The 13,654-nt window shown below is 65.3% G+C and carries 12 protein-coding genes; 4 read left to right on the top strand and 8 right to left on the bottom strand.

Annotated elements, in window-relative coordinates; translation table 11 throughout:
* Positions 1-31 precede the first annotated feature (31 nt).
* Entirely contained in the window at positions 32-496 is a 465-nt protein-coding gene (locus tag SH602x_RS20055) for a DUF2262 domain-containing protein (protein ID WP_479473996.1), read from the top strand.
* Between the two features lie 240 nt (positions 497-736).
* Here SH602x_RS20055 and SH602x_RS20050 read toward each other — a convergent pair whose 3' ends face one another.
* Entirely contained in the window at positions 737-2,044 is a 1,308-nt protein-coding gene (locus SH602x_RS20050; protein ID WP_479471849.1) for a Gfo/Idh/MocA family oxidoreductase, read from the bottom strand.
* A gap of 301 nt (positions 2,045-2,345) precedes the next feature.
* Between SH602x_RS20050 and SH602x_RS20045 the strand changes: the two genes are divergently transcribed.
* Both SH602x_RS20045 and cls read left to right on the top strand, forming a co-directional pair.
* Entirely contained in the window at positions 2,346-2,714 is a 369-nt protein-coding gene (locus SH602x_RS20045) for a hypothetical protein (protein ID WP_479471850.1), read from the top strand.
* 141 nt (positions 2,715-2,855) lie between these two features.
* Positions 2,856-4,313 (top strand): cardiolipin synthase, encoded by a 1,458-nt coding sequence (gene cls, locus SH602x_RS20040; RefSeq protein WP_479473995.1) that lies wholly within the window; start codon positions 2,856-2,858, stop codon positions 4,311-4,313.
* A 21-nt stretch (positions 4,314-4,334) separates the two neighbouring features.
* Here cls and SH602x_RS20035 read toward each other — a convergent pair whose 3' ends face one another.
* The 7 genes from SH602x_RS20035 to SH602x_RS20005 form a co-directional block, all read right to left on the bottom strand.
* Entirely contained in the window at positions 4,335-5,693 is a 1,359-nt protein-coding gene (locus SH602x_RS20035) for a hypothetical protein (RefSeq protein WP_479473994.1), read from the bottom strand.
* A gap of 176 nt (positions 5,694-5,869) precedes the next feature.
* Positions 5,870-7,057 (bottom strand): methionine adenosyltransferase, encoded by a 1,188-nt coding sequence (metK, locus tag SH602x_RS20030; RefSeq protein WP_479473993.1) that lies wholly within the window; start codon positions 7,055-7,057, stop codon positions 5,870-5,872.
* 386 nt (positions 7,058-7,443) lie between these two features.
* Positions 7,444-7,890 carry an ArsR/SmtB family transcription factor gene (locus tag SH602x_RS20025; RefSeq protein WP_479473992.1) on the bottom strand — a complete coding sequence of 149 codons (447 nt, stop codon included), beginning with the start codon at positions 7,888-7,890 and terminating at the stop codon, positions 7,444-7,446.
* 30 nt (positions 7,891-7,920) lie between these two features.
* On the bottom strand, positions 7,921-9,048 hold the full coding sequence (locus SH602x_RS20020) for an ArsI/CadI family heavy metal resistance metalloenzyme (protein WP_479473991.1): 1,128 nt from the start codon (positions 9,046-9,048) through the stop codon (positions 7,921-7,923).
* A 40-nt stretch (positions 9,049-9,088) separates the two neighbouring features.
* On the bottom strand, positions 9,089-10,438 hold the full coding sequence (locus SH602x_RS20015) for an MFS transporter (protein ID WP_479473990.1): 1,350 nt from the start codon (positions 10,436-10,438) through the stop codon (positions 9,089-9,091).
* Positions 10,435-11,214: a phytanoyl-CoA dioxygenase family protein gene (locus SH602x_RS20010; RefSeq protein ID WP_479473989.1), complete on the bottom strand. Its 780-nt coding sequence runs from the start codon at positions 11,212-11,214 to the stop codon at positions 10,435-10,437. Before SH602x_RS20010 ends, SH602x_RS20015 begins: the two co-directional genes overlap by 4 nt.
* A 101-nt stretch (positions 11,215-11,315) precedes the next feature.
* The gene (locus SH602x_RS20005) at positions 11,316-12,374 is read right to left on the bottom strand and encodes a DUF1559 family PulG-like putative transporter (RefSeq protein WP_479473988.1); all 1,059 of its coding nucleotides are present in this window, start codon (positions 12,372-12,374) and stop codon (positions 11,316-11,318) included.
* Positions 12,375-12,539: 165 nt separating this feature from the next.
* On the opposite strand from SH602x_RS20005, the gene SH602x_RS20000 reads away from it, so the two are divergent.
* Positions 12,540-13,589: a metal ABC transporter solute-binding protein, Zn/Mn family gene (locus SH602x_RS20000; RefSeq protein ID WP_479473987.1), complete on the top strand. Its 1,050-nt coding sequence runs from the start codon at positions 12,540-12,542 to the stop codon at positions 13,587-13,589.
* The last annotated feature ends 65 nt before the right edge of the window (positions 13,590-13,654 follow it).

The following is a 13,654-nucleotide window of genomic DNA, read 5'->3' as shown; positions in this document are numbered from 1 at the left end:
CGAAATGCCGGCGCACCCAGGCGATGCTCTCGTGAAGCACGATATTCTGGGCGAGGTCGAGCGATCGGACGGCCGTCCTTTCGATGCGATCGCGACGATCCGGCACGGCTCGCGGGACGTCAAAATCGGGATCGCTCGCGACGATCAGCCGCTCGAGATCGCGTTGGAGCTTGCTGTAGAAGCGGTCATTCGGCTGGCGGAACTGGACGAACTCGGCAAGCGAATCGCCGTCAGGGATTTGCGAAAGACGTACAACGACGGTTGGAACGAGTACGACGAGATGCAGGAGGACGGCTCGCTCAAGACGGTTTCCGATCCGCAACTCTCCGAAGCGGAGTTCGAGGCGAAGCTGTCGCTGAAAGCCGTCAACGTTACTGGCGAAGGAGGCATCGACTTCTTCTACGATGACGAGCGCATGTTCTGGGGACACAGCGTCGTGGTTACCTCGCTGAACGGCGTCGATTTCAACGAAGCCCAGGGCGAGTTGTTCGGGTGACGATTTCTTCGAGCCTGAACGAATCGATTCGCAAAGACTCCCCGTCGAGCCTTTCAAGCTCCGATGCGGACCGCGAAGACCAATTTGCTGCAAGCTCGCTCCCAGCCGAGGGATAGCGATGAATGATTCGACAGCCGTCTTGTCGTGTCGATAGAAAGCGAGCCGCGGCAATCTGTTCGATCGCCGCGGCTCGTTTCGATTCGACGTCAGGCGTTCGGCTGAACGAACGATCGAAGTCGACTACGCGACTTCCCAGCCGGGGCGGTATTCCTTGCGGATGAAGGCGCTGGCTTCGGGAGCGTTGGTCGCTTCGAGCGATTCAGCGTTCCATTCCAGCGCCTTGCCCGTGCGGTAGGCGACGTTGCCGAGCAGCACGGCTTCGGTCAGCGGGCCGGAGTAGTCGAAGTTGCAGGTCGTCGGCGTCCCGTTCTTGCAGGCGTCGATCCACTCCTGGTGGTGACCGACCGACTTCGCGATCGTCTGCGCGGGCGGCATGAACCCGGCGAACTTCTCCGCCGGGAACAGGCGGTAGCTGCCGTAGTCGGCGAACATCTTCCCGCCCGAGCCGACGAACATCACGCCGCTGCCGGGGACGCGCTGTCCCGCGACTTCCTTCGGGATGTGGTCGCCGTCGTACCAGGTCAGCTTGACCGGGACGAGCCCGTTCCGCTCTGGGAACTGGTAGCGAACCGTCAGGCCGAGCGGACAGGTTTCCGGATGAACCGTCGGTCCCTCCGCCTCGACGTACGTGGGGTACTTCAGGTCGAGCGCCCAGAACGGCAGGTCCATGTAGTGGCAACCCATGTCGCCGAGCGTCCCCTGGCCGAAGGCCCACCAGCGACGCCACTGCGCCGGGTGATAGCGTCCGGGGGCGTACTCCCGCGCGGGAGCCGGCCCGAGCCAGAGGTCCCAGCTTAGATTCTCCGGCGGCGCGGTGGTTTCAGTCGGCAGTTCGCCGCCGCCCCAGCCCTTGCCGACCCAGACGTGGACTTCGTTCACGTCGCCGATGGCGCCCGACTGGATGATCTCGACGACGCGGCGATAGTTATCCTCCGCGTGGATCTGCGTGCCGAGCTGCGTGGCGACGCCGGCCTTCTTCGCCGCTTCGGTGACGATGCGGGCCTCTTCGACGGTGTGCGTCAGAGGCTTTTCGCAGTAAACGTGCTTGCCGGCACGAATCGCGCGGATCGTCGCGGGAGCGTGATGATGATCCGACGTGCCGATGACGACCGCGTCGATCTTGTCGCCCTCGGCCTGCAGCATTTCGCGGTAGTCCGCGTACGTGCGGGCGGAGGGGAACCGCTCGGCCGCGCGCGCGAGGTAGTTCGAGTCGACGTCGACGAGCGCGACGATGTCCTCGCCCTGCACGCCGTTGATGTCGTCGCCTGCGCGATTGGCGGTGCCGATGCAGGCGATCGACAGCTTTTCGTTCGCCGACGTCGATTGCGCACGTGCGGATTGCGTCCAGACGCCGGCGGATAACGCCGCGGCGCCGACGCCGGACGCCTTCAGAAAGTCGCGGCGATCCAGGCGGGAACTCTTCTTCATAGCGGAACTCCTAGAGGGCAAGATGCCGCCTCGACCGCATCGGAAAGTTCCGACTGAAGCGAAGCAGGCGAGTCAGGAGAGGACTCGAAAAGGAGAGGCAGGAGCGGACATTGTCGCATGCGGAGGGAGCCCATGCCTACCTGTTACGTCCGATTTTGCCGGAGCACGAAGTCCGCTTCATTTCGTCGCAGCGCTCCCGAGCGGTCCGCCTTCGAAAAACGTCCATGGCCTCGCCGGCGGTCGCTCGTAGAATAGGCCGCCGGGAAACGATCTTTATCTTCGACCACGCGGCGACTGGCCGATGCAATTCTGGGAACTCTGCCTCGCCGTGCTGGCGACCACTGCCCTGTTCGAGGGGGTCACGTGCGCCTTTCGCTTCGGCTGCGGCATGACGGCCCGGGAGGACCTGTCGTGGATGCGGCGCTGGACCCGGGGAGTCCGGGTGCATCACGGGTACCCCGGCATCGCGCTCGTCGGCGTCTCGTTCGCAGGGGTTCTCGCCGGTCCGGTCGATTCGGCGGTGGTCATCGTCGGCTGGGGTCTGCTGCTGAGTGACGCCGTGCATCACTTCGTCGTGCTGCCGCTGACGGTCGGGCGGACGGAGTTCGACCTCCGCTTTCCTGAGACCGATCCGGACGGGGAAGAACTGCCCGCCTTCGAAGCTGAATGATGCGAAGCCGACAGGTCGGATTCGCATCGACGACGCCCGGCGCCTGGCTCTCGTGGTACGCTGCATCCCGTTCAGCGTCGCCGTCGCGCCCTTCATTCGCGCGAGCTACGCGAACCCCGGATTTCGGCGCTTCGAGAGACGATGACGGTCGAGACGCTTCTCTACGAGGCGGCGCTGCTCGCGCTGCATATCGCGATCCTGACCCCGTTCCTGCTTCGCGTGATGCTGAGCGAGCGGACGGAGACGACGACGCGCGTCGCTTGGGTAGCGGTCCTGGTCAGCTTTCCGCTGTTCGGCGTTCTGGCGAACGCCATCTTCGGAAACGTCAGCGTCGGACGCCGGCGTTCTAAGCGCCTGGACGAAGTGGACAAGCTTCTGCCTCCGCTCGCCGTACCCGAGGAGGGACATCAGCCCGCGTGGAGCGATGACGTCCCGGAGGACTACGCCCATCTGTTTCGGCTGGGACAGTCGATCTGCGACATGCCGCCGGTCGACGGAAATCAGGGGACGCTGCTGGTCGGTTCGGACGAGGCGATCGACGCGATGGTCGCCGACATCGATGCGGCCCGCGATCACGTCCACCTGGTGACGTACATCTGGCTGACCGACGCGACGGGTCTGAAGATCGCGGAGGCTCTGAAGCGTGCGTCCCGCCGCGGCGTGGTCTGCCGCGCGATGGCGGACGACATCGGGTCGCGAGCGATGATTCGATCGGAGCATTGGACCGACATGCAGGCCGCGGGCGTGCGTCTAAGTTCGGCGCTGCCGGTCGGCAATCCGCTGCTGCGCATGTTTCGCAGGCGACTGGATCTGCGGAATCACCGCAAGATCCTGATCGTCGACGACCAAGTGACGTACTGCGGCAGCCGCAACCTGGCCGATGCGGCCTTCCGGGTGAAACCGACGTTCGCTCCCTGGGTCGACATCGTCGTGCGAGTCGAAGGACCGGTCGCTCGGCAGAACCAGCATCTGTTCGTCGAAGACTGGATGGTACAGGTCGACGAAGACCTGACCGACCTTCTGCGAGTCCCGCTGGCCGGTTCGACCGAAGGCTTCGTCGCGCAGGTCATCGGATCGGGTCCGACGGACCGCCGGACCGCGATGCCGGAGATGTTCGAAACGCTGATCCACGCGGCGCGCCGGGAACTGGTCGTCACGACGCCCTACTATCTGCCGGCGGAGTCGATCCAGAGCGCCCTCCGGTCGGCGGCCTACCGGGGCGTCGATACCACGCTGGTGGTGCCCGAGCGGAACGATTCGTGGATCGTCGGCGGCGCCAGTCGAAGCTGCTATCTGACGCTGCTCGAAGCGGGAGTGAAGATTCGCGAGTACCAGGGGGGCCTGCTGCACTCCAAGACGCTCACGCTGGACGGCATCACGACCATGCTCGGCTCGACGAACCTCGACCCGCGGAGCTTCCGGCTGAACTTCGAAAACAACCTGCTCTTCTGCAATCGCGAGCTCACGCTCGCCGTGCGCGCGCGGCAGCGCGAGTACGAGGCGTCATCCCGGACGGTCACGCTGGACGAGGTTCGTTCCTGGTCGGTCCCTCGGCGGCTCTGGCACAACTCGCTGGCCATGCTGGGGCCGTTGCTCTGATCGAACTGCGCAGCGCGCGGGTCAACGAGCAGGCTTCTCGCTGACGGCACGAATGACGCCGAGCTTGATCCCCCGCCGGCCTGCGCCGAGCTTGTCGAAGTCCGCCTCGCGCAGCGGCATGACCTGTAAGAAGGCGAGCGACATCTCGTTCGTCGTCTCTTCGCCCCAGACGACGCGCCGCGGCGGCTGATTCGGGTTGGACGGGTTCTCTGCCGAGTTGTCATGGACCGCTTCCATGACGATCCGCGTCCCCGCCTGAAGCTTCGCGGGCGCGACGAACTGGTAGTAGGTCTGCCAGTCGAAGTCCCAGTCGTCGATAACCAGGAGCGGCAGCGGATCGCCCTCCTGCGGATGGGCCGTGACGCGGAACTCCCGTCCGATCAGGTGCATGTGCGGGAAGATGCCGACCAGTTCCACGTCGATCGGCAGCGTCAGTTCGGCCCGCGTGCGATAGGCCGTGTCTCCGGGCGGAATGTCGATCTTCGTATCGATCAGCAGGAGATCGATCATCGATCGCCGCGGCGGTTCGTCCGTCAGATAGAACCCGATGCTGGAACGCTCGACCTCGGGCTTACCGCTGGGATGCAGGTGAAGTTGCAGGATCGCGTCGGCGCCGCGCTGCCAGGGCATCGACAGGTCCTCGGGCAGCGGCACCGGATCTCGGCCCGGCGTCCAGGTCGCCATGCAGCCGGGAAAGAGCTGACCATCCGGGCTGCCCGCCCCTTCGTAGCCGGGCGCGGGATCGGCCTCGTCGCGCTTACGGGATTCGCCGGTACGATCGACGGAGAGCACCGCGTGGTGGACGACGCGGCCGTTCGAAGGGCGATACTCGGCCGCCTTGACGTACTTCCCTTCCGGCACGTCGAGCGCGAAGACGAAGTTGCGATAGACGTCCGGACCGTCGGCGGGGATCGCGAAACCCTCCTGCATCTCGACCACGATGTCGGGCTCGCCCAGCGCCCATCCATCGGAGAATTCAGGCGCCGCGGGCAGATCCGCGGGATCGCCTTCCGGCTTGCCCTGCTCCGCCCAGCGAGCGAACAGTTCGAGCTCTGCGTCGGTCAGCGCCCTTTCGCCGACGAACTTGCCGTGGCCGTCGACGGCCTTCCAGGGCGGCATCAGACGCTGGGCCGTGACGTCGCGAATCATCGCGGCACGCTTCGCCGCGTCGGCATAGGTGAGAAGCGAGAAGGGCGCGACCTCGCCCGGACGGTGGCACTCCGCACAGCGCTGAAAGAGAATCGGTGCGATGTGCTCGTTGAACGTCACCGGGGAGGATTCGTCCGCAGACGCCGTCGACGGTTCCTCGCCCAGGCTGACGCAGCATCCGACGAAAAGACCGGCGAGAGCGAACAGACGGACGGCAAGTCGGGGCTGCATAGGATTGTCCGTGAGCGTGCGGCGGCGGCGTAACGAAGGGAGGCACTACGGAGCTTCGCCGTCGATTCTAGAGTCGTTAACCCTTCGTGACCGACCCCGTTCCGGAGAACCGCGCACGAAAAAAGGCCGGACGAGAATCGTCCGGCCTTTCGAGTTCAGCGAATCGAGCGACTGGCTCAGCGGGCTGCCGCGGCGGAGAGCCCGGCGGAATCGGCGAGCAGGGCGGCCTTGTCCGTCTTTTCCCAGGTGAAGTCGGCGTCGTCGCGACCGAAGTGACCGCCCCAGGCCGTCTTGCGATAGATCGGGCGACGCAGGTCGAGGGCCTTGATGATGCCGCTCGGGGTCAGGCGGAAGTTATCGCGGATCAGGGAGACGATCCGCTCTTCCGGAATGACGCCGGTGCCTTGCGTGTCGACGTGGATGCTGACCGGCTCGCTGACGCCGATCGCATAGGCGAGCTGCACTTCGCAGCGCTTTGCCAGGCCCGCGGCGACGACGTTCTTCGCCACGTAACGGGCCATGTAGGCCGCGCTGCGGTCGACCTTGGTCGGATCCTTGCCCGAGAAGGCGCCGCCGCCGTGACGACCCCAGCCGCCGTAGGTGTCGACGATGATCTTGCGACCCGTCAGGCCGCAGTCGCCGTGAGGTCCGCCGACGACGAAGCGACCGGTCGGATTGATGTGGTAAGTGATGTCGCCGTTGACCAGTTCCTCGGGCAGCGAGGGCAGAACGATCTGCTTCGTGACGAAGTCCTGGATCTCGGCGTTCTTGACCTTCGGCGAGTGCTGGGTCGAGACGACGACCGTGTCGACGCGAACGGGCGTGTAGCCGTCGAATTCGATCGAGACCTGGCTCTTAGCGTCCGGACGGAGCCAGTCCACTTCGCCCGTCTTCCGGGCTTCGGTCAGGCGATTCAGAATCCGGTGGGCCAGCGCGATCGGGAGCGGCATCAACTCCGGCGTGTCGTCGCAGGCGTAGCCGAACATCAGGCCCTGATCGCCGGCGCCGACGTCCTTCCCCTTGGATTCGTCGGTGTCGACGCCCATGGCGATGTCGGGGCTCTGCCGGTCGAGCGACACCATCACGCCGCAGGTGTCGGCGTTGATGCCCATGTCGTCGGAGGTGTAGCCGACGTCGCGGATCACGTCGCGGACGACCTGCGCGTACTCGATCTTCGCCTTGGTCGTGATCTCGCCCGCGATGATCGCGAGGCCGGTCGTGACCATCGTTTCGCACGCGACGCGGCTGGCGGGATCTTCCGTCAGCAGAGCGTCGAGAATTCCGTCGGAGATCTGGTCGGCCAGCTTATCCGGGTGCCCTTGGCTGACGGATTCGCTGGTGAAAAGGTACTTGCCCGAAACCACGAATAATTCTCCTCGGGAACTTTTAAGCGTTGACGAAACTGAATCAACGAGCCGAACAGCCGTCGATTCGGAGAACTCGAAGCGGTTCCGTCCGAGCCTTCCAAAACCTGACGACGAAGTCGCGGCTCTTCGGCGAAACGGTTCGTTTCGCGACCTCGCTGATTCCGCTTCGTCGTCGCCCACTGGGGGTCGAACGGCAGGGGACGCGGCGTCCCGCCTGGCGGAGGGACCGCGTCGGATTCGCCGAGTATAGATACGGAGGCGATGTTCGAAAAGTCGTTAAAACGTGCCGCAGGCGAAAGATAGGCGTCGAAAAGCCGTCCGCCGGCCCTATCTTCGACACGACGGCGAAGCGCGGGAGACGGAGCCGTTTTCGAGCGATTACGTCACCCGCCGCCGCCGTCGGGCACTTCCAGTCGGCAGCAGCCCAGATCGAGGCGTTCGGAGCCGGCGCCGCTTTTGGCCGCCTCGAGCATCCCTTCCCGCAGGCGATAAATGACGAATCGCCCGTCTTTGCGGCGTTCGACCAGGGCCGCGCCATGCAGGATGCGCAGGTGATGAGAAACGAGCGCCAGATCGTGCTCGAGCGAAAGCGCGATCTCGCCGACCGTCTGGGGTCCGCGGCGAAGCAGATCGACGATTCGCAGGCGGATCGGTTCCCCGAGGGCCTTCAGCTTCTCCGCGCAGTTATCCGAATCGAGTCGATCGTCCAGCGCCGGATCCTCCGCTTCGCGCGCCTCAGGTGCCTCTGTCGCTGGCTCGATTGTACGCGGCCTCGAGACGAAGCGGCAACGCGAAGCGGGCGCGGGCCGGTTCGTCGCGTAGGGTGTCAACCCTCCGAGTCGGGCATCAGAAGACGTAAGTCACCCGCAGGCCGCCGCTGCCGCCCGGTCCAGTTTCGTCACGCTGCGACCAAGTTCGGTCGCCAGCAAAGCGAGATGCTCCTCGGCAGCGATGCGGGTCCGGCGCCCGCGGACGAGCGTCGTGCCGGAATCGAGCGTCACAGCCGCGGCGGGTCCCTTGTAGACGACCTCGATTTCGTCGTGGTCCAAGGTCGCTTCGGGCTTGCGGGCGACGATGGTCGTCTCGCGAAGCTCCGCTCCGCCCGTATGGAAGCAGGCTCCCCCGCGATAGGTCGTGAGCTCCGCGCCGACGAACCCTGCGTCGCCGATCCGCGCGAGCAGTTCGCCGAGGACGGGCGTCCGCTGTACGACCGCGGCGGGACCAGTCAGTTGCAACGAAGACTCGGGCCGGATGTCCGCCGTGAGGCAGTGAACTCGCAGCGTGCCGCCCGGCGCCGTGGCGGTGAAAGCGAGGGCGAGCAGCCGGCGTTCGTCGGCCTCGCTGATCGCTCCGTTCGACGAGCCTTGCAGGAACACCTCCTGCGCCGAAGACGCCGCCGTCGAAGCGAGCGAATCGACCGGCTGTCCGAGGAAGTGCCGAACCGTGATTCGCGGCGTCGCGGCAGGCGAAGCGTCGCAGGCGCCTCCCGCACAGCAAGCCTCTTCTCCCGCGATAGGAAGCGCATCGTTCGCCGCGGCGCCGTTCGGACTGGGGCGATGATGGGCCTCGCCGACGAGAGGGACGCTGCCTTCGCCCCGGTTCTCGATGTCCGACTCCAGGACGTAGAACTCCCACAAGTTGCCGTCGGGATCCTGCAGCCAGAACTTCGTCTGCTTCGCGTAGCAGCACTCGACGCCATCCTCGCGGAGGGTCGAGACGCCCGCTTCTTCCAGCCGGCGCTGAAGCGCGACCAGTTCCTCTGAATTGCGGAAGCGAAAGCCGGCATGATTGAACGCGCCCCCTGGACGAGGCGCGGCAGGCTCCAGCGAGAGAACCAGCGGCGGCTGATCGAGTTCGAATTTCGCGTAATCCGCCCGACGCTTCGCCGGTTCGACGCCGAAGGCGGTGGAATAGAACGCGACCGCGCGGTCGATGTCGCCGACGTTCAGCGACAGGTGGAAGCGGACGAGCGTTTCAGCAGCGGCCATCAGGTTCTCTTCGGGAAAGGTCGCGGCAGTCAGGACGAAATCAATCCTGACCGGCGGGAGCCTGCGAGGGAAGGGACGACTCGTCGGCGAAGAAACGCTCCGGGACGAAGAACGCGACCGCGGCCAGCCCCGCGGAGACGACGCTCAGACCAAGCAGGACCGGTCCGTACGAGCCGAAAGTCTGGAAGACGTATCCGAACAGCGCCGGTCCGATCGCCGACGCGAAAACGGTCGTCATCTGCGCCACGCCCTGGATCGAGCCCAGATGCCGACGTCCGAAACGCTTCGCCCAGACGGCGAAGAAGATGACGGTCACCATGCCTCCGGCGAAGGCGTAACCCATCGCATAGAGGTAAACATGCCAGACTTCGGTCAACTGCGTCAACGCGATGAGCGAGACCGTCAGTCCCGCCAGGCCGACCGCCGTCAGCCGTCCCATCGGAATCCAGATAGCGGCGAGACCCGTCGCGAAGTTCCCGAGCAGGCCGAACCCGATCGCGATCATCATCGAGTCGTAATAGACCTGCTTCTCGAAGCCGAGCGACAGCAGGATCGATTCGTTGAAGAGCGAGATGCCCGAGGAGATCGTCGCGTAGAGCGACGTCGCGCCGGCGAAGACCCAGAAGTCGAGCGTCGCCATCGCGGCGAACAGACCCACCCCGGTCGCCTGCGCCGTCGGTAGGTCGAAGGCGTTCGACGCACGACCGTCGACGAAGGCGCCGACCGCTTCGGGGCCGTTCCGGGTCAGCGCCCACGCCAGCGGAGCGAGGGCGAGCACGATCAGGCCGACGCCCATCCACATCGTGCGCCAGTTCGCGTCCGACCATTCCCGCGCGAGCATGAAGGCCGCGATGAATCCGATCGTCAGCAGCACGGAATAGATCGCCGTCACCGGCGACAGCCAGGCGCGAAACCATTTGCCCGGAATCGAAATGCTGGCGACGGAGAGCGCGCTCTGTCCGAATCCGCGCGTCAGCGTGAGCAGCACGAAGAAGAGCGCGACGTTCGAAGCGAACGCCATCCCCACCACGGCGCCGCCCAGACCGAGCAGCGTGACGGGCAGCACGATCCGCATCCCGCAGCGATCGATCAGCCGTCCGAAGCCGAGGCAGAAGGCCGCGCCGACGAGCGTCGCGATCATATTCAGCAGGCCGTAGCTCGCCTCGTCGAGCCCGAGCGACGCGTCCGCGAGGAGCCTTTGCGTGACGGTCCCCAGGCCCTGCGTTCGCCCCGGGAAGGTCGCCACCATCGCGATCGCCGCGACCGGGATCATGACCCAGCCGTAGTAGAACCACGAAGCGCTTCCGCCCGGCGACTCGACGTTCGGATCGGCATGCGGCGGATCGTAGGGCGAACCCGCGGGTCGGCGATCGTCTTCAGCCACGCTCATCGATAGTAGGTATCCGTCAGGCCGAATTCGGCGTACTTCTCCGCCAGAAACTTGCGAAAGTCAGCGTAGTGGCTTTCGCGCAGGTCGCCGCCGTCGGAGCGTGCGTTGTAGCTGAGATAGAGTTGGCGTCGCCACCCGGAGCTGCGATTGGGGGCGCTCCGATGCGGGGCGAAGCCGCTGAAGATCGCGACGTCTCCCGGTTCGAGCGCGAGCTTTACGCCCTTCGATTCGTCGACCGTTTCGAGGGGAAGTTCGTGGTAGGCGCCATCCTCCGGCAGGAGCGAGCCCTGTTTGTGCAGGCCGGGAAAGACCTCCGTGCAGCCGTTCGCTTCGTCGGCGGCGTCGATCGGGATCAGCACGGTCAGGAAGCTGCGCGGAAAGCCGGGCCACGCGATCCAGTCCTGATGCAGGCCATAACCCTTGGTCCTGGGCTGCTTGAAGATCAGCTTGTCCTTGAAGAGTTCCGCCGGCTCGCCGTACAGCACGGCCAGCATCTGCATCAGGCGTTCCTCGAAAGCGAACCTCCTGCAGACGGGCGCGAGATCGATAACCGGGTCGAACGTCTCCCAGAGGCAGTCGGCCTCGTCGTAGGTCGACTGGAACCGGCAGCGCAGATTCAGCTTGTCGATCAGATCGATCCGCTTCGTCAGCGACCAGGCCTCGTCGGAAAGCTCGGCCATCTCCTCCGGAGCGAACATTCCGCGGACGATGACGAAGCCCTCTTCACGCCACTGGCGCTGAAGTTCGGAACCGGAGTGAGCGATCGTTGCAGACATCGGAAACCTTCTTGTAGGGCAGGCGCCCCGCCTGCCACGAATCCTCGTATCAACTTCGATGGCAGGCGGGGCGCCTGCCCTACGAGAAGGAAAGCTCGCCGCTACTCCAGCGTCACCGTCTCGCCGCCGGCGATCGAGGCGTAGCCTTGCCACACCGCGGGCGTCACCGACTCACTGACGAAGCGGATGGACCCGTCGCCCAGTAGCACGTTGACGCCGCCCCAGTGGTTACTCCGCGCCGTGCGCCAGCCGTAGCCGGTGTAGAGCTTCGCCATGTCGGAGGAGGACGCGACGTAGCCGACGCAATCCGGCGTCGGGCTGTTCGGCGGGTAGTAGTGGTTGTAAAGCGCGCAGCGAAACTCGCCGTTGACCCACATGAACCCGCGGCGATTCGATTCGTTGAACGACGATGCCCCGCTGCAGGCGGTGTCCGTCAGCGGCACCGACGCCCCGACCGACCGGTAGATGGTCTGGGGATGCTGCTGGATCTCCGTCGCGTCGCTGGAGTTTTCCGTCCCTGTGCCGAGCGTGCTCTCGGACATGATGATCGTGTTGGAGAGTCCGTCGGACAGCGAGGCGAACTTCCGCTGCTTGCTGACGATGAAGGCGCCGTTCGCTCCTTCGTCCGCGAACGGCGTCCCTCCGCCGGCGCCCGTCCCGGCACAGCCGGCGTAGTTCGTCGGACCGAGTTGCGATAAGCCGTAGCCGGTCGAAACGGGCTCGCCCTGATCGCTCGGGCAAAGGAACGTCGGCACGATCAGTTGCACCGCCGTCTGGTTCTGCGGCGCGATGCCGAAGGCGGGCGGCGCGAACAGAGGGATCGTCAGATCGAGCGAGTCGTAGGCGTTCGACTGTTCGAGGTAAGGCGTCAGATGGGCCAGAACCGACCAGCGATAGAAGTTGTGCGGCCAGGCCGGGATGCCAGGCATCGCCTTCGATTCGGACCCGACGGGGAGCTTCTTGTAGGTCGCCTCGAAGTTGTGGGTCGCCACGCCGAGTTGCTTCAGGTTGTTTCCGCAGCTCATCCGGTTGGCTGCTTCCCGGGCCGCCTGCACCGCAGGCAGCAACAGCGCGACCAATACGCCGATGATGGCGATCACGACCAGAAGTTCGACCAGCGTGAAAGCGCCGCGGGTCGGCAGGCCGAGGGGACGTGGCATGGCGGGCGACTCGTCAGGAGGCGGAAAAACCGAGACGGTCGCGACACTCTAACGTTCGTTAGATCGTCAGTCAATCATTTCGCGAGTCTGCGGATCGCCTGTCGTTGATTAAGTTGTAGCCTAGGCTACAATGGGGCCGTCGAAGCTGTTCCCCGGAGTCTGCGCATGAACTTCGCTCCCTTGTTCCGCTGCCTCGCCGTCTGCGGTCTCTCGATCGCCGTGCTCTTCGTCGCGGGCTGCGACTCGGCGTCGACCGCTCCTTCGAAAGAGCAGCGAACGTTCGCAGGCGAGTATCCCATCAAGGCGGTCGCCACGACCGGCATGGTGGCGGACCTGGTGCGTGCAGTCGGCGGCGTGCATGTCGACGTCGCAGTCGGGTCGCAGCAGCAGTTCGTGGAGGTGTCGCAGCTCATGGGGTCCGGCATCGACCCCCACCTCTACCGGGCGACTCGCGACGACGTGAACACAATCGCCGGCGCCGACATCGTCTTCTACAACGGTCTGATGCTTGAAGGTCGCATGACCGACACGCTGGTGAAGATCGGACGTACAAAGCCGGTCTTCGCCGTGACGGAAGCGCTCGACGAGAACGCCCTGCTGACGCCTGACGGCGCGGAAGGGCATCCGGATCCCCACGTCTGGATGGACGTCGAAGCCTGGAGCCGCTGCGTCGACTCGGTCGCCGACGCTCTTTCCGACTTCGATCCCGAGCATGCGCAGGCTTACCGCGCGAACGCCGCGGCCTACGAAGCGCAGCTTGCCGAACTGCACGCTTACTCCAAGTCTTCCCTGGCGACCGTGCCGGAGAAGTTCCGCGTGCTCGTGACGTCGCACGACGCCTTCAACTACCTGGGCCGCGCGTACGATCTGGAGGTGCTCGGCATTCAGGGCCTTTCGACCGAATCGGAGGCGGGGCTCAGCCGCATCAACGCGCTCGTCGACCTGCTGGAAGAGCGCGACGTCGCGGCGGTCTTCGTCGAAAGCAGCGTTCCGACCAAGAGCATCGAGGCGCTGATCGCCGGCGCCCGGTCGCGCGGCCGGGAAGTCAAGGTCGGCGGAGAACTCTACTCTGACGCCATGGGCCAGGACGGCACGTACAAGGGGACGTATGTCGGTATGATCGATCACAACGTGACGACGGTCGCACGCGCGCTCGGCGGCGAAGCGCCTGCAGGCGGAATGCAGGGAAAGCTCGCGGCCGGCGGAGAAGATTGATTGTTACGTCGCGTCGCCCTGCCCTTCCCTTCGATCGCCCTCCCCTCGATGCCCTTTATCGTCCG

The sequence above is a fragment of the Lignipirellula cremea genome, from assembly GCF_056501455.1.
This window is presented reverse-complemented; position numbering and strand designations above follow the sequence as displayed.